The organism is Candidatus Zixiibacteriota bacterium (assembly GCA_017999435.1).
Taxonomy (GTDB): domain Bacteria; phylum Zixibacteria; class MSB-5A5; order GN15; family FEB-12; genus JAGNLV01.
In genome coordinates, this window is sequence record JAGNLV010000001.1 from 1,259,355 (window position 1) to 1,282,207 (window position 22,853).

Annotated in this window: 12 protein-coding genes; 7 read left to right on the plus strand and 5 right to left on the minus strand. The window is 66.0% G+C overall.

The window, feature by feature from the left end; genetic code table 11:
- Positions 1-108: 108 nt before the first annotated feature.
- On the plus strand, positions 109-2,796 hold the full coding sequence (locus tag KA261_05270; protein ID MBP7697201.1) for a GNAT family N-acetyltransferase: 2,688 nt from the start codon (positions 109-111) through the stop codon (positions 2,794-2,796).
- Between the two features lie 100 nt (positions 2,797-2,896).
- On the opposite strand, the gene KA261_05275 is transcribed toward KA261_05270, so the two are convergent.
- The 4 genes from KA261_05275 to KA261_05290 form a co-directional block, all read right to left on the minus strand.
- Positions 2,897-4,552 carry a PQQ-binding-like beta-propeller repeat protein gene (locus tag KA261_05275; GenBank protein MBP7697202.1) on the minus strand — a complete coding sequence of 552 codons (1,656 nt, stop codon included), beginning with the start codon at positions 4,550-4,552 and terminating at the stop codon, positions 2,897-2,899.
- Between the two features lie 88 nt (positions 4,553-4,640).
- Positions 4,641-5,309 (minus strand): hypothetical protein, encoded by a 669-nt coding sequence (locus KA261_05280; GenBank protein ID MBP7697203.1) that lies wholly within the window; start codon positions 5,307-5,309, stop codon positions 4,641-4,643.
- 356 nt (positions 5,310-5,665) lie between these two features.
- Positions 5,666-7,072, minus strand: coding sequence for a sigma-54-dependent Fis family transcriptional regulator (locus KA261_05285; GenBank protein MBP7697204.1), 1,407 nt, complete (start codon positions 7,070-7,072; stop codon positions 5,666-5,668).
- Between the two features lie 8 nt (positions 7,073-7,080).
- A complete protein-coding gene (locus tag KA261_05290; protein MBP7697205.1) occupies positions 7,081-9,678 on the minus strand; it encodes a hypothetical protein in 2,598 nt (865 codons plus the stop codon).
- Positions 9,679-9,921: 243 nt separating this feature from the next.
- Between KA261_05290 and KA261_05295 the strand changes: the two genes are divergently transcribed.
- Positions 9,922-12,522, plus strand: coding sequence for a hypothetical protein (locus tag KA261_05295; GenBank protein MBP7697206.1), 2,601 nt, complete (start codon positions 9,922-9,924; stop codon positions 12,520-12,522).
- 73 nt (positions 12,523-12,595) lie between these two features.
- Here KA261_05295 and KA261_05300 read toward each other — a convergent pair whose 3' ends face one another.
- Positions 12,596-13,954: a replication-associated recombination protein A gene (locus KA261_05300; GenBank protein ID MBP7697207.1), complete on the minus strand. Its 1,359-nt coding sequence runs from the start codon at positions 13,952-13,954 to the stop codon at positions 12,596-12,598.
- A 313-nt stretch (positions 13,955-14,267) separates the two neighbouring features.
- On the opposite strand from KA261_05300, the gene KA261_05305 reads away from it, so the two are divergent.
- The 5 genes from KA261_05305 to KA261_05325 all read left to right on the plus strand — a co-directional run bounded on the left by KA261_05305 (position 14,268) and on the right by KA261_05325 (position 22,842).
- Positions 14,268-16,373, plus strand: coding sequence for a hypothetical protein (locus KA261_05305; GenBank protein ID MBP7697208.1), 2,106 nt, complete (start codon positions 14,268-14,270; stop codon positions 16,371-16,373).
- Positions 16,374-16,572: 199 nt separating this feature from the next.
- Positions 16,573-17,763: a hypothetical protein gene (locus KA261_05310; protein ID MBP7697209.1), complete on the plus strand. Its 1,191-nt coding sequence runs from the start codon at positions 16,573-16,575 to the stop codon at positions 17,761-17,763.
- 333 nt (positions 17,764-18,096) lie between these two features.
- Positions 18,097-20,430: a cation:dicarboxylase symporter family transporter gene (locus KA261_05315; GenBank protein MBP7697210.1), complete on the plus strand. Its 2,334-nt coding sequence runs from the start codon at positions 18,097-18,099 to the stop codon at positions 20,428-20,430.
- 168 nt (positions 20,431-20,598) lie between these two features.
- Positions 20,599-21,477: a zinc metalloprotease HtpX gene (locus KA261_05320; protein ID MBP7697211.1), complete on the plus strand. Its 879-nt coding sequence runs from the start codon at positions 20,599-20,601 to the stop codon at positions 21,475-21,477.
- 57 nt (positions 21,478-21,534) lie between these two features.
- Positions 21,535-22,842 carry an HlyC/CorC family transporter gene (locus KA261_05325; GenBank protein ID MBP7697212.1) on the plus strand — a complete coding sequence of 436 codons (1,308 nt, stop codon included), beginning with the start codon at positions 21,535-21,537 and terminating at the stop codon, positions 22,840-22,842.
- Positions 22,843-22,853 lie beyond the last annotated feature (11 nt).

Genomic DNA, 22,853 nt, shown 5'->3' on the forward strand with positions numbered 1-22,853 from the left:
CGCGGCGCTGTCGCATCAGATGCGGCGCCCGGCCCCCCTCCCCCAAAAATTCCCCCACGCCGCTCCGAAATGTCCTACATTATCCCCGTTGCCGTGCAGGAGATGACAATGGACAGACATAAACTCGACCGCCTCTTTGACCCCCGCCGCATCGCCCTCATCGGCGTCACGATCAACCCCAATTCCGTGGGCGGCAAAGTCCTCGCCAACCTCGTCGCCGGCGGTTACCGCGGCGTGGTCTATCCCGTGAACCCGGACTCCGAGGCGGTCATGGGCATCCCGTGCTACCCCTCGGTCGCGGCGCTCCCGCGCACACCCGACCTCGCGGTCATTTGCGCGCCGGCGGAGAAAGTCCCCGCGGCCGTGCTCGAATGCGGCCGGGCCGGCATCCTCGGCATCATCATCCTCTCCGCCGGTTTCAAGGAGACCGGCCCCGAGGGGGCGGCGCTGGAGCAGGAGATCCGGGCCGCCCGGCGGCAGTTTCCCGGCATGCGCATCATCGGTCCCAACTGCCTCGGCCTCATTGTCCCCTCGCGCAACCTGAACATCAGTTTCGCCGGCGGGATGCCCCGGGCCGGCAACGTGGCTTTCCTCTCGCAGTCGGGCGCGCTGTGCACCTCGGTGCTCGACTGGGCCATGGAGGGGCGGATCGGTTTCTCCCACTTCGTGTCGATCGGCAACACGATCGACGTTGATTTCGGCGACCTCATTGATTATTTCGGCGCCGACGATTCGACCCGCTCGATCATTTTGTACATTGAGTCGATTGCGCGGGCCCCGCGCTTCATGACCGCCGCGCGCGCGTTCGCGCGCACGAAACCGATCATTGCCTTCAAAGCCGGCCGTTTTCCGGAATCGGCGCAGGTCGCGGCCTCGCACACCGGGGCGCTCGCCTCGGAGGACGCCGTGTACGACGCCGCCTTTCAGCGCATCGGTCTCGCCCGCGTCTACCACCTGGCCAACATTTTCGACTGCGTGCAGCTCATCGGGCGCAACCGCATTCCGACCGGCCCCAACCTGGGCATCGTCACCAACGCCGGCGGCCCGGGCGTGATCGCCGCCGACGCCCTCATCGCGGCCAAGGGGTCGCTCGCCCGGCTCTCCGACGACACCCTGGCGCAGCTCAACGCCGCGCTCCCCTCCTCGTGGTCGCACGGCAACCCGGTCGACATCCTCGGCGACGCGACCTCGAAACGGCTCGAGAAGGCCGCCCAGATTGTGCTCGCCGATCCGGCGGTGGAGGCGCTGCTGGTCATTCTCACGCCGCAGGCGATGACCAACGTCACGGCCGCCGCCCGGGTGGTCGGCAAACTCGCGGAGAGCACGGCCAAGCCGGTTCTCGCCGCCTGGCTCGGCGGCGCCTCCATGCGCGAGGGGATGCAGATTCTCACCGAGAGCGGCGTCGCCACCTACCGCACGCCCGAGCAGGCGGTGGGGGCCTTCATGACCCTCGTCGACTACGGCCGCAACCTGCAGACGCTGTACGAGACCCCGAAAGATCTCCCGGTCGAATTCGAGCTCGACCGGGCGCGGCTGCGCGCCGATTTCGTCGCCCGCCACTGCGGCCCTCATCCGATCCTGTCCGAGGCCGTCTCGAAAGACCTCCTCGAGGGTTACGGCATTCCCACGGCGCGTCCGCGGCCGGCCGCCGACGCCGACGAGGCGGTGCGGATCGCCGGCGAACTCGGCTACCCCGTCGTCATCAAGATACTCTCCCCCGACATCACGCACAAAACCGACGTCGGCGGGGTGGCGCTCGGGCTCGAGGACGACGCCATGGTGCGCAGCGCGTTCGCCCACATGATGCTCGCGGTGGGGGAGAAGGCGCCGCGGGCGCGCATCGAGGGGGTCACAGTCCAGCCGATGATCGACCCGCGCGACAGTCTCGAGATGATTCTCGGGATCAAGAAGGATGCGACGTTCGGGACGGTGATGATGGCGGGGATGGGCGGGGTGGCGGCCGAGCTGCTGGGTGACCGGAGTCTTGGCTTTCCGCCGCTCAACGAGCGGCTCGCCCGCCGCATGCTCGAATCCCTCAAGATCTGGCCGCTCCTCCAGGGCTACCGCGGCCGCCCCAGGGCCAATGTTGACCGCCTTCTCGAAGTCCTCATCCGCCTGTCGTACCTCGCGGCCGATTTCCCCGAGATCGCCGAACTCGACATCAACCCGCTGCTGGTCAGCCCGCGCGACGTGGTCGCGCTCGACGCCCGCATCGTCATCGACCCCGCGCTCGTCGGCCGGTCCTCCGAGCCCTATTCCCACCTCGCCCTGCGCCCCTACCCGGAGAAGTACGTCGCGCGCCCCACGCTCCGCGACGGCACGACGGTTACTCTCCGCCCGATCAAGCCCGAGGACGAACCGCTCTGGCTGGCTTTCCTCGCGAGCTGTTCGAAAGAGTCGATCTACTCCCGCTTCCGCTACTTCTTCCACTGGAATTCGCACGACGTCGCCACCCGCTTCTGCTACATCGACTACAACCGCGAGATCGCCATTGTCGCCGAAATCGTCGAGGGCGGGGAGCGCCGGATCATCGGCATCGGCCGTCTCATCGCCGACCCCGATCACGAGGAGGTGGAGTACGCCGTGCTTATCGCCGACGCCTGGCAGAAGAAGGAGCTCGGCAGCCTCCTGACGGACTACTGCATGGAGGTTGCCTCGCGCTGGAAGCTGAAGCGGATTGTCGCCCAGACCACGACCGACAACCGGCCGATGATTTCGGTGTTCGAGAAGCGCGGTTTCGCCATCGCTTTCGACGAAACCGGCACCGGCGTGCGAGTGGTGAAGGAGCTGGCCTAGCGAGCGGGAGCAGGATGCCCGGCCCGCCGCAATCGCCGGGCGCGGCGAAGCGCGCGGTGCGGCCGGCGCGGGCATCCCGCCTTGTCTCTCTCGCCCCTCCTCACATTTTGAGCTCCACCACCCTCAGCTCTTTGTCGGTCGCCAGCGCGATGTGCGTCAGCGACTCCGAGGCCGCAAACAGCCCCGACTTCTCTGCCTCAATGCTCCACTTGAGCGTCCCGGAGTTCGGGTCAATCGCCTGAATCCCCGCCTTCTTGGTGGGCATCACGAGCGTCGAGGCCGTGTAGAAAGCGTCCCCCACCCCTTCGTCGGACAGCTTCACCTTGTATCGCCACGCCTCCTTCTTGCCGTCGGGCGTGAAGCACCTGAGGCCGTCGTTGCCAAGCAGGGTCGGCGCCGGGACGTCGGCCAGGACGACGGCATCGCCGAGTTTGCACTCGCACAGGATCTTGCCGGTCGCGGGGTCGAGCCGCCACAGCCGCTCCTTGTCGATCACCTGGATGCAGCCGCCCGGACCGAGGTCGCAGCTCTGGAACTCCTTCCCCTTCTCGAACTGCCAGCGGAGCGATCCATCGGCGAGCGACAGGCAGCAGAGACGGTAGTTCTCGGTGTACCCGTCCTTGCTCAGGTCGTACTTGCCCGGAAACACGCAGAGCGGAGTCGACTCGTCGAGCAAAAGCGAGAAGATGGTGTAGTCGCCGATGTCTTTCTGGCTCTTGAGCGTCTCCGCGCCCGTGGCCGGATCGAGCACCCGCAGCTTGCCGCCGGAATTCACGACGATTTTCCCCTCGAGAACCAGGAAGGGATCGGGCGATGGCCAGGCGCTCTTCACTTTGTCCTTGCTCCGCCACAACTCCGACCCGTCGGCCGGGTTCAGCGCCACCAGACGGTCCTCCTTGATCACGAGGATGCGGTCCTCGGCGAAGACCGGCGCGCCGTTGAAGTCCTCCTTGATCTTCCACCGCTCCTGCCCGGTGGCCAAGTCGAGGCTGGCGACGTGTTTGGCCTGGACGATGACGTTCCCCTCCGCCATGGTCAATTCGCCCGCGCTTCCGTCCGCCGCGATGACATAGAGCTGGGTGGGCTCCCGCACTTCGTAGGTGATCTTGGTGGCCGACCAGAAATCGGTCTTCTTCTTTTTGTGCATCTTCCCCGGCTCGAAGGGATACTGCCAGGCGATCTCGCCCGACTGCCGGTTCACGGCGAAGAGAATCGGGTCATCGAGGTGTTCGCCGCCGGTGCCGGCGCGCTGGGCCGCGCGCTCGGCGTTCTCGGGCGAGGTGGGCAATCCGATGCGGAAGCCGGACTTGGTTTTCGACCCCAGCACGAGCAGGCGTTCGGTCCCCATCTCGACGCGGTGGACAAACCCGATATCGTCGTAGGGGATCGACCAGAGAACCCGTCCATCGCGCAGGTCGAGCGCCGAGAAGGGTCCGTGGCCGAGATACATCACACCTGCCGCGGGATTCACCCACAGCGCCCCTTCGAACCGCAGGCGGTTGCCGACAGGCACCTCCGTGTACCACAGCTCGGCCATATCGGTCACGCGAAAGGCCTGCATCTTCGCGGTCTTGTTGACGAATCCGCCGTAGTCGACGGCGATGAGGATACTGTCGCCAATCCACAGCAGGCCGTCCACTTTGTTGCGCATCTCCGCCGTCCGGCCGGCGGGTTCCTGGGCGGCGGCGCCGGCGCACACCAGAAGGAGCGCCAGACTCAGCGCCGTCACCGCGGTTCGATATCTTCTCGTGTTCATGATTGACTCCTCACCTGTGCGACGTGACTCTATGCGGCGGCCGCGGCAGGGCCGCGACGCGACCCTGCCGCCGGACCACTCCTCTGTCTCAGAAATGGAAACCAATGCCGCCGCCCATTGAGAATCCCGAGTCGAGCACCGTGATCTTCTTGTCGTAGCCGAGATTCGCCGCCTCGACCTCTTTCGACGGCCGGATGCGGTACGCCCCCAGCACCTCGAGCGTCACCACGCTCGACAGACGGACCTCCAGACCCGGCTCCAGCAGGACTTCCAACCCGCTTTCCGATATTTTTCCGATATGAAAGTCCACGCCCAGCATGTTGTCCGGGTCGACATTCATTTTGGCGATGTCTTTGGAGATGCTGACCCGGCCGACTCCCGCCGTCCCCTTCAACCCCAGCCAGCTGTTGAGCGTGCACCGGCCCTCGAGAATCCCCAGCACTTCGGTCCCGGTGCCTCCCGACGCGCCTTCGTATCCCCCGTCCCCTTCGGCGAAAAACCCGCCCCGGATGCCGATCGCGAAAGTCGGCGAAATGGCTTTCGCGAGCGAGCCGGTCAGATTGACGCCCACGGCGGCGGAGACCTCGGCCGCCTCGGCGGGCGTCTCGGCCGGCGTCAACTGGTCGAGGTTGGTGAGTTTCTCGCTCCCCGACATCGAGAAACACATATGCCAGTTGCGATCCTGCACCGTGCGGGCAGCCGCGGTCGACGCGATGAGCGCCGCAGCCGCCAGAGCGATAACCAACGTCTTCTTCATGGGACACCTCCAGACGATTCCTTTGTGTTATGCGATCAGTTTTTGAGTCTCGGAGTTTGGGTTTCGCATCGTTGCCGTCTCTTTAGTGGATTCGCTCATCTTTGTTCGAGCCTTCATGCAATCTCCGTGCCGGAGCTGCGGCGGTTCCGTATTTCGCCCCGCGGCAACGGTTTGCCTCGGATACAGGCAGCCGCGGCCGGCCTGCTGTCGCACGCGTGCGACGGCGGGCGCCGGCGGGTGTCGCAGATCTGCGACGCCGGGCCGCGCGGTCGCGCCGGTTGCGGGAACTCGGTATATAATGAGAAAGGCGGCAGCCGATCGGCCGCCGCCGGAGCGCCCCGCCGTGGGGCGGTCACCTAGACATTGAGCTGGCGGGCATACTGGCCGAGATCGAATTCGGCGATCAGCCGGTACAGGTGCGAGCGGTCGATCCCGAGCGTTTCCGCGGCCCGGGTGACATTCCCGCCGGCCGCCACCAGCGCCCGCACCACGCACTGACGCCGGAAACTGCTCTCCATGTCGCGCAGGGTCATGAGCGGCGCGCCTCCCCCGCCGGCTTCTTCGGCGAGCACCCGCTGGACATCGGCCGGCTCCACGACCTCCTTGTTGGCCGCGCGGCACAGAATCGCGATTACGGCGTTGCGCAGTTCGCGGACGTTGCCCGGCCACTCCCGGCCCAGGAACAGGTCGTGGCAGTCCGGGTGGAACGATACGTCGCGCCCGTACAGCCGCGTCGACTGCTGGGCTGCGAAGTGGTTCACCAGCAGAGGGATATCCTCGCGCCGCTCCCGCAGCGGCGGAATGGCGATGGTCGCCACTTTCAGCCGGTAGTAGAGATCAGCCCGAAACTTCCCCTGCTCCACCAGGCCGGCCAGATTCTGGTTGGTGGCCGCGATCACCCGGACATCGGCCGACTGACGGTCGTCGGTTCCGAGTTTCATGTAGTCGCCGGTCTCCAGAAAGCGGAGGAAGAGCGGCTGCATGGCGGGTGGGAGGTCGCTGATGTCGTCGAGAAACAGGGTCGAGCGATCGGCCGCCTGGACGAACCCGCCGCGGTCGCGGCTGGAACCGGTGAAGGCTTCGGGCGTGTGGCCGTAGAGCACATCCTGCCCGAGGTCCCGGCTCAGTTCCCCTCCGCCGACCGTCACCATCGGCTCGCTGCGCCGCGGGCTCTGGAGGTGGAGCTGGCGCGCCACCAATTCCTTGCCGCACCCGGTTTCCCCTTCGATCAGCACCGTGACGTCGCGCGGGCCGAACTGCGCGATCGCCTCGCGCACCTCCTGGATCCCCCGGCTGAGGCCGACAATCTCGCAGTTTTTGCTGCGCTCGTCGATGGCCTGCTGGACCGCCCGTTTGAGCCGGCCGGCCTCCACCGCGTTGCGAACCACGAGGAGGGTTTTCTCCCGGTCGGTCATTTTCTCCAGGTAATCGTACGCCCCGAGGCGCGTGGCCTGCTTGGCCGTCTCGAGCGTCGCGTGCCCGGTGATGATGATGACCGGCAGGTGGGGATCGATTTTGCGGATCCGTCCGAGAATGTCGATACCCGTCTGATCGCTGAATTGCCACTCCAGGTCGAGGGTGACCAGGTCGAACCGCCGTCGCCGGACTGTCGCGATCGCCTCCTCCGGGTCGGTCGCCATCGCCACACGGTAGCCGCGGTTTTTGAGCATCTGGCCGAATGCGCTCCGGAACGCCGATTCGTCGTCGGCCACCAGCACATCGGCCGTTACGGCCCCGGCTGCTCCATTGAGCGGCTCGCCCATGTCGGGTCTCACCTTCTTTTGAGCGGCAGACGGACCGTAAGTCGCGTCCCGCGGTGGAGTTCGCTTTCGGCGGCGATCGTCCCGCCGTGGTTTTCCACAATATCTTTCACCAGCGTCAGTCCGATGCCGGTGCCGCCGGGCGATTTGCTGAACCCCGGCTCGAAAATCCGCGGCAGATCATCCGCTGCTATTCCAGCACCCGTGTCGGCCACCGACACCTCGACGACGCCATCCTCCAGACTGCTCTGCAAACCGGTTGCCGGCCGCGTCGTGATCGTGATCATCCCCTCCCCGCGGACGGCCATGATCGCATTGGACAAAAGGTTATCGATTACCTCGCGAACCTGGTCGGTGTCCGCCTCGAGCGGCGGAAGCCCCTCGTGTAGCATTAATGAGACGCCCACTGTGTCCGGAAGGCCGCCCGCGCGAGCGCTCGCCACCGTGCGGACCAGGTCGTTCAGATCGCACTCGGTCAGGGTCGGCTTGCTGTTGCGCAGAAACTTCAGAATCCGGGTCGCCGCTTCCCCGCCATCGAGAATTTCCTTGTCCGCGGTTTCCCACTGGCGGCGGAATTCCGGATCGGCCTGCAGCCGCCGGGCGATTTGCGGGTCCTCGACCAGATTGCCCAGCACAATCCGGGCGGTCCCCATGTGGTGTTTGAGCCGGTGCACCCACCGCTGCGCAGCATCCCCCAGCACCAGCCGCCAGTTCCACATCGGCCGGTCCGCCAGATCTTCCACCACGACGATTTTCCCGCTGTACTCATTGTGCCGGCCGACGTGCGGGTAGACGGTCACCTCGAGCTGGCGGGTGTCGGCGCCGCGGGTCTGTTCGATGCGGCGCTGGTGCACCTGCATGGGGTCACTCAGCGAGTCGGCGAGCACCGCCCTCAGTTCACCCTGCGCACCCAGCCGGGTTTGCAGGAAGTGCGGTCGCCGCCCGCTCAATTCCCCGACCAGTTCCCGGCTCAGCGGATCGCGGTTCATGAAGACGATCCGCCCCTTGGCGTCCAGCAACAGCACGAGGGCCTTGATGTGGTCAAGCGTCGGCAGCCCCATCGCCGCCCGACGCCAGTTGAGAGCGGATGTCGCGGCCTTCAGGACCACCGCCAGCAGGAACATGGCGAGGACAATTTCCAGGTGTGTGCGGTATTTGGCGCTCAAGCGGACTATCATCGACTGACGTTGAAACTCCACCAACTCGAAATCCGAGGGCCCCCGCGACAGTAGCAAACGACTGCTTTCGTCGACCCGGCCCGATGAAAGCGTGCCTCCCTGCGATGTCAGCGCGAGCGGCTCCAGATTCCGATCGAGAATCGCGATCTTATCCTTCGGGGTACCTGCGGCCAGCAGCAACGGTTCTCCCGGCAACAACCCGCCAAGAGACATGAAGGCCAGGGCCGGTCCGCGCACGCACCGGTGCAACTCCAGTCGGCGGTTCAGCAGTACTGTCACTCTGCCGTTGTCGGCCTGGTAGGAAACGGCGATCGGGGCCTCCTCCCAGCCGGTCGGCAGAACATTCGGATTCTGGCGAGGGAGCGGCAAGTCTCCCAGCGCAAAGCCGGCCACCACGGCGCCGGTCGCGGGATCGAGCGCTCGCAGGATGGTATCGGTCTGCACGCTGTCAAAGGCCGGTTCGCAGAAAGCAACCGCCTCTTGAGATCCGTCGCCGTTGACATCGAGGGGGATCACGACCGAGTAGAAGCCGCTTCCCCCGATCACGCGCCGCCACCTCTCGCGGCCCCTGGCATCGAAAGCCAGCGCGTAGGCGTGGTGGCTGTCCATCCCGCGGCACTCATACCTGTTGGCGGTCGCATTGGTGGACACAACGAAGAGTGTCTCCCCCGCCGCCGTCGGATAAGCCGCCCGGTATCGCCCGGCCACCATGTCGGCCAGCGGCAGAAACCACAATTCCTTTCCGGCCGCAAAATCCCACGCTACGATACCGCGCGCGATCGCCGAGTCCGGTTTCGCGCTTCGGGTAAACAGCAGCTCGCGAACACCGTCTCCATTGAGATCTGTCGCCAGGAGCGGCTCGACGATGATGTCATGCCAGAACTCGCCGGGAGGAAAACCTCTCGCCACGGCGGCGGTGATGATCGCTGAGGTATCGTTCGCCAGCACGCCGTCGTCCAATCGAAAACCGACAATCTCCAGAAACAGGGTGTCGCCGCGGTGCTTGGCGAGCACGATTTCGCTGGAGGAATCTCCCCAGATGTCAAACACAACGTTCCGCCAGAACCGGCACGAGAGCAGCGGACCGTTGTACTGAACCAGCTTGCCCTCCGCTCCCGAGTGCGGCATCACTGAGATCGTGCTCAAGAACCGGGAAGAGTCCACCACCTCCCACCAGACCCGGCCGACCTCCGCGCTCCCGTCGCCGTCGACATCAACCAGGAAAACCTCTCCGCTGGTGAGCGAGGGGTTGTTCTGAGACTCGATTGGCTCCAGCCGGTACGGCAGCACCCGCGGGTCATCCGGAATGGCAAGCTTCCGGCAAACCGCTTCCTTCCCCTTGTCCTCCGCCGCAAGCGCCGACGGCGCCATGGCGGTGGTCACGAGCGCACACAGGACTAACCCGAGGCGATAGCGATGGGAAATCGACATCTCATCTCATTCAGATAAACACCCTTGCCTCGGCAATATAGCCACTGCCATCCCTCTTGTCGAGATCTTCTTCCGTAGCCTGGCGGGCGGGCGGCCAGGTCGCGGGCGGTCGCCTGCTAATTCCTGCGCTCGTCCGACTCGGTGAATCCGCTTGTCTGGCCGGAACTTTGCCCATATCTTCGCGTAAGTGCTTTCGATATTTGCGTCTCTGCGTGACTACTTTGTGAGGACGGAATCGTCTCTATGCACTTAGCCTTTCGTTCCGCCGGCGCCGCCGTGCTCTCCGCGCTGTTGGTCGTTTTGGTGGCCGCCTCGGCCGCCGCCCAGCGGGAGCCTGCCGACAAGGATGATTTCGCGGACTTGGCAGCCGCCGCGCCCGGCCCCAAGCCCAGCATCGCCGCCCACAACGTCGGCCAACTCACCGTGGGCGTCACCAATTTCGGCATGATCGGCATCGGGCGGGGCAAGAACCAGCGCATCGACTGTTTCACCGGACGGCCAGTCCCGAAGGGGGAGTACCCCAAGGGCTCGCGCTCGGTGTACCTCTATGAGGGAGGGCTCTGGGTGGGCGGCGTGGTGGGCGGCGACAGCCTGGTCTCCACCGGTGCCGAGTTCAACAACTACAATTTCGAGTTCTGGCCCACTCAGCCCATCACCACCTACTCCAACGTCGACCCTGATGATCCCAACTCCGCCCTGGCCAAATCCGAGCAGGACTACTACGCGACCTATGTCGATACCATGCCGGTGAGTTCGTACGATCCGATCGCCAACCGCGGGCACAAGCCGCTCGGGCTTCGGGTCGAACAGGCCTCCTACGCCTGGTCCTACCCGCACACCGACGATTTCATCATCATCACCTGGCAGATCAAGAACATTTCGCGGAAGGCCATTTCAGACGTGTGGGTGGGCATCTACTGGGATGCCGATGTGCACCTGCAGGGGATCGGCGACATGCTCAACCGCCCCGACTACGGGAAGCCGCTCACGGACGGGCGCGACGACCTCGCGGGGTTCATGTACACCGTGCCGTCGGCCGATGAGACCTGCCCCGGCTCCGATACCATCGGCCTCGCCTGGACCGCCGACAACGAAGGCGACTACTCCAGCACGACCGGGCTGTTCGCGGTTCCCAACGTGGGGGCCATCCGCTTTCTCGGCCCCGAGCTGACCGATCGCCGCTACCGTGTGAACTACAACTGGTGGGTCTACAACTACAGTTCCGGCTACGACTACGGTCCGCAGAAGCGGGACCGCTACCGCGACCTCGGCAACGGACCGGGGACCCCGTACGGCGACGTCAACCGCTACTTCATGATGAGCAATGGCGAGCGGGATTTCGACATGGTCTACACGTACGGCATCGGCCAGAACGACCCGGTGTGGGTTCCCCCGAGCCGCTACACGTCCTGGGCGATGTCCCGGGGCGGCGACGTGCAGCAGGTGCTCTCGGTCGGCCCGCGCTACCTCGCCCCCGGCTCCGAAATCACGGTCGCCATGGCCTTCGTCTGCGGCTCCGGCCTGCACTACAACCCGGTCAACTTCCGCCGCAAGATGCTCCAGGCGTTCGAGCCGGACGAGTACTACGCCGGGCTTGACTTCTCCAATCTCCTGGCCAATGCCCAGACCGCCGGCCGCGTCTATGACATCCCCGGTTTCGACAGCAACGGCGACGGTTACCTGGGGAAGATGCGCGAGTGCGTGGTCGATTCGGCGTTTGTCGACGGCCGCTGGGTGGCCACGGCGCTCGACACGAGCTGGTACGAAGGGGACGGGATCCCCGACTTGAAAGCGGCCGGCCCGCCCCCCGCCCCCGAATTCTCGCTCCACCCCATCCGCAACGGCGTGAAAGTTCTCTTCTACGGACTCCAGTCAGAGACCACCCGGGACATCTTCTCCAACCAATTCGACTTCGAGGGCTACCGCGTCTACCTCGCCCGCGACAATCGGGAGAGCAGCTTCTCGCTCGTCGGCCAGTACGACCGCGAGGATTACGACAAGTGGGTGCTCGTGCAGAAACCCGGGCGCGACGCGCAGTACTACCGCCAGGGGGATCCGTTCACCCGCGGATTTCTCCGCTGCGCCTACGGCCAGGGGCCCAACCCGTGCGCCGATTCCGCTTTTGACCCCCTCCTCTACACCATCTCCCGCCCGTACGTGCACCCGCTCTATCCCGACTCGGTGTTCTACTTCACGGCTCACGACTACAACCAGTATGCCTTCGGGGCCGGGACCTCGATCCGCAAGGTCTATCCGGCGCAGGAGCCGCCCGTGTCGCTGCAGGCGCCGGCGCCCGAGGACACGACCGAGGAAGGTCTGTTCAAGTACTATCTGTACGAGATGGATATCCCCGACCTGCTCCCGAGCGTGCAGTACTACGTGGTGGTGACCGCATTCGACTTCGGGTCGCCCGAGACCGGCCTGGCCCCGCAGGAGTCCGCGCGCACGGTCTACGCGAAGCCGGCTTATCCCAACAACGCCTGGGACGAGAAGCCCGACTCGCTGACCAACGTGTACGTCTACCCCAACCCGTACCGGCACGACGCCTACTATCGCGTCTCCGGTTTCGAGGGACGGGGCGAGGAGGACCGCTCGCGTGATCGTGTTCGCAAGATTACGTTTGCCAATCTGCCTCACCAGTGCACGATCCGCATTTTCACGCTCGACGGCGACCTGGTGAAAGAACTCAACCACGACATTCCGTCCAGCGATCCGAACTCCTCCTACCACGAGTGGGACATGGTGAGCCGGAACTTCCAGATGATCGTCTCCGGGTTGTACTACTGGGTGGTGGAGACGCCGGACGGGCGGCATCAGGTGGGCAAGCTCGTGATTCTGCTGTGAGGGGATGGCGGCCGCGGCGGCCCGAGGCGGCGGCCCGGCCGGACGGTCCGCGCCCGGCGCGCCTCCGGAGGGGCTAGGACTTCGAGGGTTTGTCGCCGCGGGCCCGAAACGCCCGGTACTTGTCCAGGTACTCTCGCATCTTGGCCTCCCGTCCCGCGCCTTTCGGCTCGTAGTAGCGTGTCCCCGCCAGTTCGTCGGGGAAATGCTCCTGGTCGGTCAGCCCGTCGGTGAAGTCATGGGCGTACTGGTAGCCCTTGCCGTAGCCGAGGTCTTTCATCAGGCGGGTCGGGGCGTTGCGGATGTGCAGGGGGACGGGCAGCGATCCCTTTTCGGCCGCATCGGCCTTGGCCCGGTCAAACGCCACATAGGCGGCGTTGGATTTGGGCGCGCAGGCCATGTAGATCACAGCCATGGCAATTCCCAGTTCCCCCTCCGGCGAACCGAGAAAATGGAAAGTGTCGCGCGCATTGAGCGCCAGCGTCAGGGCATAGGGGTCGGCCAGTCCGATATCCTCGGTCGCGAACCGAATCAGCCGCCGCACGATGTAGAGCGGATCCTCGCCCGACTCGAGCATGCGCGCCAGCCAGTACAGGGAGGCATCCGGGTCGCCCCCCCGGATCGACTTGTGGAGCGCGGAAATGAGGTTGTAGTGCTCCTCCCCCGCCTTGTCGTACACCAGCGCTCCCTTCTGGTGGATGTCGCGGAGCACAGCGGCGGTGATGGCGCCGCCCTGGCCGACATAGGTCGCCGCCGCCTCGAGCAGCGACAGCCCCCGCCGCGCGTCGCCGTCGGCGGCCGCCGCGAGGAAATCGAGCGCCTCCTCATCGACCGTCAGGCGCATCTCCCCCAGCCCCCGCCCGGCGTCCTCCAGCGCCCGGCGCGCCACTCCGCGGATCCCTTCCGGCGACAGCCGGTCGAGCGCGTAGACCCGCATCCGCGACAACAGAGCCGAGTTGACCTCGAACGAGGGATTCTCGGTGGTCGCCCCGATCAGCACGATATCCCCCTTCTCGACATACGGCAGGAAGGCATCCTGCTGGGCTTTATTGAATCGGTGGATTTCGTCGATGAAGACGTAGGTGCGGTGCCCCGACATCCGGTAGTAATTGCCCGCCTTGGTGAGCACCTCCTTGACATCCTTGATCGACGAGGTCACGGCCGAGAACGGCACGAACTGTCCCCTGGTGGCGCGGGCGATCAGCGCCGCCAGCGTCGTCTTGCCGCTTCCCGGCGGTCCCCAGAAGATGATCGAACTGACCCGGTCTTCCTCAATCGCCTTGCGCAGCGGTTTCCCCGGCCCGACTACGCTCTCCTGTCCGACGAACTCGTCGAATGTCCGGGGCCGCATGCGATCGGCCAGCGGGATGTTTCGGTCGGTCTCCCGCGGGACCTCCGGGTCGTCCGATTGACCGGTATGGTCGAAGAAATCCATCGTCACAGCAGTATACGCCACGCACGCAACCTCGGCAATCACAACCGCCCGCCCGAAGCCGGCAAAAAAGACCTTGACAGAGACTGTCGGAATACGTATACTCAGGCGAGATATGCAAAGATACGTTCATCGCATCTGGTACAGACTGGATAGCCTATAGCCCGCTTCGCTACCGACCGAATAATCGACCGAACAATTCTCGCGGCGCCGAACGGCGACCGGCCCGAGCCGGCGCCCGACGCGGACGTTACGCTATCGACCGAGACCTAACGGACCGAATCAGCGCACCACAAAACTTGTTGCGGAGGTTTGTATGTACCTGCCAACCGTCTCCTTGTTTGTCCGCAGGTTGCTGCCGGTCGCGTTGCTGGTCGGCGCCCTGGGAACGGCCGTCTGGGCCGGGCCGGCGGTGATCCGCGTCGAGAGCATCGAAAATGCCGCCCTCGCCGATACCGTCGAGCTCGCGGTGATCATGGATGCCCCCCATGATTCGTCCGCTCTGACCGGGTTCAACCTCTTGCTCACGTACGACCAGACCGGGATGGCCTTTCTCGCCGCCGACGCGGGCCAGTTGCTCGTCGACTGCCAGTGGGAGTACTTCACCTACCGCTCGGGGATCGACTCGACGCTCGGCGGTTCGCCCCTCGCCCTGGTCCGGCTCGTCGCGATCGCGGAGATCAACAACGGATCGGTCCACCCGGACTGCCCCCTTGATACACCCGGCGAGCTGGCGCGGCTTCGTTTCCGCACAACCGCTTCGCCCGGAGCCGCCGACCATCAGTTCCCGGTCCGATTCTACTGGCACGACTGCGACGACAACGTATTCGCCGACTCCACCGGCGATACCCTCCTGATCTCAAACCGCGTCTTCGAATTCGGCCAGGAGATAACCGAGGAGCATCCGTTCCCAACTTATTTCGGCGCGCCGTCCGCCTGCCTGATTCAGAGCACGATCATCCGCGGGGCAGACTTCTACAACGGCAGCGTCCGGATCGATGCGCAGGCGGCGCCCCCCGACGCTCCGGTGAGGGTAGTGATAAGCCCGCTCGAGGCCCCCGTGCTGGGCGGTCCGGTCGAATTTGCAGCCCAACTGCACCAGGTGCAGTCGGGTCTCGCGCTCGGCGGCTTTGACTTCCTCGTCCGGTATGACCCGGCGCAACTCACCTGGATGTCGGCCCAGCCCGGCAACCTGCTGGAGTCCTGCGGGTGGGAGTACTTCACCTTCGCAGCCGGCGCCCAGGCCGAGTGCGGGCAATTCCCCTGCCCGGCGGGCGTGGCGCGCGTGATCGCCGTCGCCGACCTGGCCTCCCCGACCGGAACCCCGACCTGCGGAGCCGATACCGAAGGCACCCTCGCCAATTTCCTCTTCACCGTGGCGAACGACACCTCGCTCATCGGCCGCCCCCTTGCGGTGGAGTGGTACTGGTACACCTGCGACGACAACCGCATGGCCGTTCTCTCGGGCGACACGACTTTTATCTCGAGATCCGTGTATGACCATTTCGGCCAGCCGGCGCCGGCCGACACCGCTTTCCCGACCGCGTCCGGCGCCCCGTCGCTCTGCGCCGCCGGCCCCGACATCATCCCGGGCATCGACTTCTTCGCTGGCTGGACCCGCGCCCACCCTTCCGAAATTGACCTGCGCGGCGACGTCAACCTGAACGGGATCGCCAACGAGGTGTCCGACTACGTGCTCTTCGGAAACTACTTCTTCTACGGCCTGGCTGCTTTCACCGCCAACGTGGCGACCCAGATCGCCACCACCGACGTCAACGCCGATGGTCTCCCGCTGACACTGGACGACCACGTCTTCCTCGCCCGCATCGTTGTCGGCGACGCTATTCCTTTCCCCCGTCCGAATGCGGCGCCGACGGACACGGCGGTGATCGTGCAGGACGGCGCGCTCGGGTCGGTGATCGTCACCTACCCGGGCAGTCTGCGCGCGGTGTACGTGGTTTTCGACGGGGCGGTGCTGTACGACGGGCCGTTCGGCTCGATGCCGGAACCCTGGCCCCACCTCGGCGGGCATACACCGCTTCTGGCCTCAGGCGGCATCGATGTCGATTCGGCGCCCTTTCTCCCGTCGACCGTCGACGGCCTTCAGTTGTGCACCTACACCGGCGTCGCCCCGATCGTGACCGCCCAGGCCTCTTCGGACGGCGTGACCCCGGTGCCGGTCCGGGTCATCGTCCGGAATATCCCCGACTGCTGTCTGCTCCGCGGGGATTTTGACTCTTCGGGCGGCCTGAGTGTCGGCGACGTCACGGCGATGGTCGCGTACTTGTTCCGCAGCGGCCCGCCGTCGCTGTGCCCTGCCCACGCCGATGTCGACGGTTCGGGCGCCGTGAACGTCACCGATGCGACGCGGCTCATCGGCTATCTTTTCCGGGGGGGCCCGGCCCCGGCGGCTTGTCCGTGACCGCCTCGGACGACCGGCTGTCGGCCGGCCGCGGCTGGCCGGTGAGCGGACGGGCCAACGAATCCCGGCCGGGGCGAGTACAATTGTTGTCCCGCACACAAAAGGCCGGTTCGACCGATAACAGGCAGAGAAGGAAGGGATTATGCGCTCTCTCCGCGATCGACCTCGGGTCTGGTCTCGAAGTCTCATAACGCTGCTCGTGACAGTGAGTTTGGCGGCGTGCGCGGGGTGGGTCCGCGCCCAGCCGCTGGGCGCGCTCGGATTCGGCGAGGATTCGCTGCCCGCCCTGCTCCCGGGCGACACCGTGGAAATCCCGATCCGTCTCATCAACGCCGCCCCCGGATTCGAAACCGGCGGCTTCAACCTCTTCTTTCAGTATGACACCACCGCTTTCCGCCTGCTGTCCGCGGCCCCCGGCTCGCTGCTCAGCGCCTGCGCCTGGGAGTTGTTCGTCTGGCGCGCCGCCATCCCGAGTGACTGCGACGGCAGCGCGTGCCCCGGCGGCCTGGTCCACATCACCGCCCTCGCCGACTACATCATCCCGGTCGGGGAGCCGCTCTGCTGGGAGCTGAGCGACGGCGAGCTGGTCAAACTCACTTTCGCCGTGAGCGGGAACCCGGCGGTCGCGGGACAGACCCATCTGTTCCGGTGGTACTGGTACGGCTGCAACGACAACGAATTCGCGTCCAAGAACGGCGACTCCGTCTACCAGTCGCGGCTGGTGCTTGATGAGAATGCGGCCGACGTGACCGCCGACCTTCCCTTCCCCAACACGACCGGGGCTCCCCTCTGGTGCATCGCGAGTTCCACGATCACCCGGCGCATCGACTACGCCCACCGGGCGATCGCGATCGCAGCCGACTCCCTGGCCCCAGTCAAGCTCCGCTTCCAGCCCCCGCTGCTGCACGCTTTCCAGGTGAACGCGCTCGGCCCGGTCGTGTGCAGCCTCTACATCGGCAATCTGGCCGAGTGCGCGATCACCGACATCGACGCCGCCAGTCTGCGGCTCAACGATACGCTGGTTCCGCTCGGCGCCGCGGTTGCGCCGGCTCCCGATGGGTTCTTCGGGGACGTGCTGGCGGTGGCGTTCGACGCCCGCCCCCTCATCGCGCCGCTCGTCGCGCTCTACGACACAGCGACCGTCCCGGTAGCCGTTTCCTGGAGCGCCCCCGAGCCGTGCGTCGAGGAGGCCGCGGGGGAACTGACGGTGGTCGGCCACCGCAGCGGCGACGTCAACGGCGACGGCCGCGTGAGTATTGTCGACCTCACTACACTGGTGGCGGCGGTTTTTCGGGGGGGACCGATCGATCCGGTCATGGGGGATGTTGACGGGTCCCGCCGGATCACGGTGGCGGATATCACGCTCTTGATCGATCGTCTGTTTCGCTGATTTGACACCTCTCCATCTTTGATCCTCCGGGGCGGCCGGTTGTACGGCCGCCCCTTTTCTCTTGCTTTCTTATTGGTAAGCAATTAACTGTTAAGGACTTGAAGAATTGGGTTGCCCTCGGGGGCAGAAAAGTGCTATACTATTTAGTTGTATGTGATATTAGCATAACAGTGCTGAAATCGACTCGCCCCGGTCCGGGCGCGATCGCTGCCGGTTGTCCGGCGGATCGACCCCCAGCGAACATACGGAGAGTACGATGCAAGTCGCCGCGCCAGAGGCGTCGGCGCGACCGGGGAACCGTAAACGCAGATGCAATGAAGCTCGAAGGAAGCAATGAGCCCACAAACCAATCGTAAGATCCTCTACGGCATGCTGGCCGGGGTGCTCCTCGGCGCCGTAGCGGGATTCGTCATTCCCGACGTGATGCTGGCGATCGCCGTGATCGGCCGTCTGTTCGTCAACGCCCTCCAGATTCTCCTGCTGCCGCTCATCCCGGCGCTCATCATTGTCGGTGTCGCCGGTCTCGCCCACGCCCCCCGGGTCACCCGCGCCGCCGCCTCGACGGTGCTGTATTTTCTCGCGACGACTCTCGCCGCGGTTGTCATCGGCACTGTCCTCGTTCTCCTCATTCAGCCGGGCCGCGGCGCCCAGCTAACCGGCGCCTTTGTTCCCGACATGGTCAACCGGGCGCGCGCGGCGGTCTTGCCCGACGTGTTCGCCTCGTTCATTCCGGACAATCTCGTGGCCGCTCTCGGCGCCGGGCAGTACCTCGGCCTGGTCGTGCTGTCGCTGGTGTTCGCCGGCATAGTGGCGGCCATGGGGGCCCGCGCCCGGGTCGTCGTCGATTTCTTCAAAGCCATCGCCGATATCAGCCTCGAGGCAGTCAACCTCGTGATCTACGCGGCCCCGGTCGGCCTGTTCGTGCTGGTCGGTTCCGCCATCGCCCGCAATCCGGAAGCGATCGGCAGCCTGGGCGGCAATCTCGCCTGGCTGATGCTCACTTTCCTGCTCGGCCTGCTCCTGCACGGACTGGTGGTCCTGCCGGTATTGCTGCAATTCCTCGGCAAGCGCAACCCGCTCGCCTACGGCGCGACCACCGCGCCGGCGCTGACGACCGCATTCGGCACCGCCTCATCGGCGGCCGCCCTCCCCATCACCTACCGGAACGTGGTCGAAGAGGGCGGGGTGGACGCTCGGGCCGGCGCGCTCGTGCTCCCGCTGGGGGCCTCGATGAACGCCAACGGCACGGCCCTCTACCTGACCATTGCGGCGTTGTTCACCGCGCAGTTGTACAGCGTCCCGCTAAGCATCGTGCAGCTCATCGCCATTCCTCTCCTCGCCGTCATCCTCTCGCTCGGCACGGCCTCCATCACCGGCGGGGCGCTTTTTGCGCTGGCCGTTCTCTTCGCCGCGCTCAATTACCCGACCGAGGCGTACAATGCGATCGGCCTGCTCGTGGTGGTGGACTGGCTTTTCGACCGCGGCCGGGCCGCTCTCAACGTGTGGGGGGACATGGTCGGAGCCGCGGTGATCAGCGAATCATTCGAATTCAAGACCGCCCGGTCGACCCGTGGGATCACGACGCCCGAACGGGCGCCCGTTCGGCGGGAGCGCGGCGCCGGCCGCCGCGAGCGCCCGCCGCGCGAACATCAGACCACCGAGGGCGGCCGCGACAGCCGCCGGCCGCCGCGCGAGCCGCGCGAAGGTGACCGCCGCGGCGGACGCGGGCGCGACCGCGACCACGGCCGCAAACCGGAGCGCACCCCGCAGGACCAGCCTCCGCGCAGAGAATCGGAACCCAGACCGGCCGCAACGACCAAGCAGGAATCGCGGCCGGCATCGCCGCCCCAAGCCGAGCCGAGCCGAGGGCAGCAGCGGCGCGAGCGCCCCGAGCCGCCGCGCCAGCCGAAACGGGAAAGCGAGCGTCCGGCTCCGCCCGAACAGCGCCCCAGACCTCCGGCCATACCGACCGGCGGTGAGACGCCGGCGCCCGACCGCGGCCGCCCCGCCGCCCCGGTGACGCCCCCGCTGCGCGAGGCCGACCGTCGTCCAAGCCGCGAACCGGCCCCGCCCGTCGAGCCGCCCGCACCTCGCGAGCCTGCCCGGGAAACCGCCCCCGATGTTCCGGTACCCGAAATCCGCCGCCGGCCACTCCCGATCGAAGTGCGCGCCGCGCAGCGTCCCGATGACCGGCCCGGCGCAACCCCTCCCGCCGAGGCGCCCGCGCCCGAGTCACCTGTGCGGGCCGAGGCTCCCCGGCGCGAATTCGCCCCGGAGCCGCCTCCCCCTCCGCCCATCTGGAGGCCTGCAGAACCGGCGGAGCCGAAGACCGACAAGTCCGACGATGAGTTCGTCCCCGATGCCCCCGCCACGGAGCCCCGCCTTCGCGAGATCCTCGCCAGTCTGGCCGCCTCGCGCGAGCGGCTCGATGTGGAGTCGGCCGACGCCGAGGGAGAGGACTCCGACGAGAAGGAAGGACCGGGGGAGCCGGAGCCGGAATTCCGGCCGGCGTCCTTCGGGCGCGGGCGCGCGCGCCATGGACTTCGCCCCTCCGACCAGACGCAGCCGCCGGAACCAGAGACTCCCGAACCGACGGACCGCAAGGATGGCTATGACGTGAGTGCGGTTCCCTCGTTCGGGCGAGCGCGGAGGAAGCGGACGCGTTGAGCGGCTCCCGCCGATTCGCCTTAACATGTTGTCCCGCGGATGGTTGCCGAACCGGATCGGAGACCCGCCGGGGAACTTTCGCCCGGCCCCGACGGTATTGGGGGTAAACGAAATCATTTGACCGACCCCCACGAGCGGGTTTAGATTGAAAGCGAGGTAACGGAAATAGTGAACACCCTGAAAGTCACGTTCATGATGCTGGCCCTCATGCTTCTGTTCATGTGGGTCGGGTATCTGGTCGGCGGGCAGTCCGGGCTGATCATCGCCTTTGTCTTCGCCGCCGGTATGAATTTTGTCAGCTACTGGTTTTCGGACAAGATCGTGCTGGCCATGTACCGTGCGCGCCAGGTTTCGGAAAGCGACCACCCCCGGCTGTTCAGGGTGGTGAAGCACATTGCGGCCGCCGCCCGCGTGCCTACGCCGAAAGTGTACATCGTCCCCAGCAAAGGACCCAACGCTTTTGCCACCGGGCGGAGCCCCGAACACGCCGCGGTCGCGGTGACCGAGGGGCTGCTGGAGCTGCTGGATGAGAATGAGCTGGAAGGCGTGGTGGGGCATGAATTCGCCCACATCGTAAACCGCGACATGCTCGTCGGCACGATTGCCGCCACCTTCGCCGGCGCCATCGGCATGCTGGCCTCGATGGCCCGGTGGGGCGCGATTTTTGGCGGCTACGGCGGCCGCGACAACGAGCGCAGCGGCGGCGCCATCGGCCTCCTCGTGGCCGCCATCGTCGCCCCGCTCGCGGCCATGCTCATCCAGATGGCGATCTCGCGCGCCCGGGAGTACAAGGCCGATGAGGCCGGCGGCGGGTTCACCGGCAAGTACCTTCCCCTGGCCTCGGCCCTGGACAAGCTCCACCGCGCGCCGGTCAAGATGCGGCTCGATGACCGTCCGGCGACGGCCCACCTGATGATCGCCAACCCGCTTTCCGGCAAGGGCCTCTCGTCGCTCTTCTCGACCCACCCGCCGGCGGAAAAGCGGATTGAGAAACTCCGGCAGTTGGCCCAGCAATCCGCCTACAAGGGATATGCAGGCGCGCGATAGATCCTCCGACCGGGCCGACGATCCGTTGCCCGGCAGTAGATGCGGAGGGAGCCGCTAGTGGACTCCCTCTGGCTGCAGATTATCGCTATTCTCGTTCTCGTGCTGGCCAACGGGTTTTTCGCCCTGTCCGAGTTCTCCGTCATCGCCTCGCGGAAGAGCCGCCTGAAACAGAAAGTCGCCGAGGGGAAATCGGGCGCGGCCGCCGCCGAGAAAATCCGCGCCAATCCGGACCGCTTCCTCGCCACCATCCAGGTCGGCATCACCCTGTTCGGCACCCTGGCCGGCGTCTTCGGCGGCGCCACCATCGTCGTCACCCTGGAGCAGCTCCTGCGGAACTCCCCGATTGAGGTTGTCTCCGACGGCGCGCGCCCGATCGCGGTCGCCCTCATCTCGGTGGCCATCACCATTACCTCCGTGGTCCTGGGCGAACTGGTTCCGAAGTACATCGCTCTCTCCAACCCGGAGCGCTACGCCCGCTATGTCGCCAACCCCATCCTCGTCTTCATCCGGATCGCCTGGTTTTTCTCCTGGATCCTCACCGCCCTGGCCAATCTGGTTCTCCGCATTCTCGGCATCCGCCGCGATTCGGAGGGCCAGGCGGTCACCGAGGACGAGATCAACCTGATGATCTTCGAGGGCAAGCAGTCCGGCGTGTTTGACGAAACCGAGGAGCAGCTCGTCCGCAACGTGTTCGATTTCGCCGACTCCACCGTCCGGCGCGCCATGACTCCCCGCACCGACGTCGTCGGCCTTCCCCTTGATGGCGACCCGGCGCAGGTTATCGCCGTCGTCATCGACAACGGCTACTCGCGGTACCCGGTGTACGAGGGGAGCCTCGACCGCATTGTGGGGATCCTCCACACCCGCGACCTCGTGCTCCACCGCCTGAACGCGCACGAGTTCGCGCTCCGGGATCTCATCCGCAAACCCGTTTTTGTCCCCGACTCCCTGCCGCTCGCGCGGCTCCTGCGCGATTTCCAGCGCAAGAAGAACAAGTTCGCGGTGGTGCTCGATGAATTCGGCGGGACCGCCGGCATCGTCACGCTCGAGGACATCCTCGAGCAGTTGGTGGGGGAGATTCTCGATGAGGACGAGCGCGGCGAGCTCCCGCTCGTCCGCCACTCCGAGTCGGTCGCGTATGCCGACGGGGCGGTGCGGCCGGGGGCGGTGAACGTGCTTATGGACGCCCGCCTTCCCGAGGACCGCGCCGAGACTCTCGCCGGGCTCGTCATCGACCACCTTGGGCACTTGCCTTCCAAGGACGACAGCGTTATTATTGGCGACATGAAGATCACCGTGCTCGAGCTGGCCGACAACCGCCTCCAGCGGCTCAAACTGGAGCGGCTAGCCGTCCCGACGGCCTGACCGGGCGGGCG

Coding starts and splice junctions, on each gene's coding strand:
- KA261_05270 (MBP7697201.1), top strand. CDS start 109: ATGGACAGACATAAACTCGACCGCCTCTTTGACCCCCGCCGCATCGCC.
- KA261_05275 (MBP7697202.1), bottom strand. CDS start 4,552: ATGAACACGAGAAGATATCGAACCGCGGTGACGGCGCTGAGTCTGGCG.
- KA261_05280 (MBP7697203.1), bottom strand. CDS start 5,309: ATGAAGAAGACGTTGGTTATCGCTCTGGCGGCTGCGGCGCTCATCGCG.
- KA261_05285 (MBP7697204.1), bottom strand. CDS start 7,072: ATGGGCGAGCCGCTCAATGGAGCAGCCGGGGCCGTAACGGCCGATGTG.
- KA261_05290 (MBP7697205.1), bottom strand. CDS start 9,678: ATGTCGATTTCCCATCGCTATCGCCTCGGGTTAGTCCTGTGTGCGCTC.
- KA261_05295 (MBP7697206.1), top strand. CDS start 9,922: ATGCACTTAGCCTTTCGTTCCGCCGGCGCCGCCGTGCTCTCCGCGCTG.
- KA261_05300 (MBP7697207.1), bottom strand. CDS start 13,954: ATGGATTTCTTCGACCATACCGGTCAATCGGACGACCCGGAGGTCCCG.
- KA261_05305 (MBP7697208.1), top strand. CDS start 14,268: ATGTACCTGCCAACCGTCTCCTTGTTTGTCCGCAGGTTGCTGCCGGTC.
- KA261_05315 (MBP7697210.1), top strand. CDS start 18,097: ATGAGCCCACAAACCAATCGTAAGATCCTCTACGGCATGCTGGCCGGG.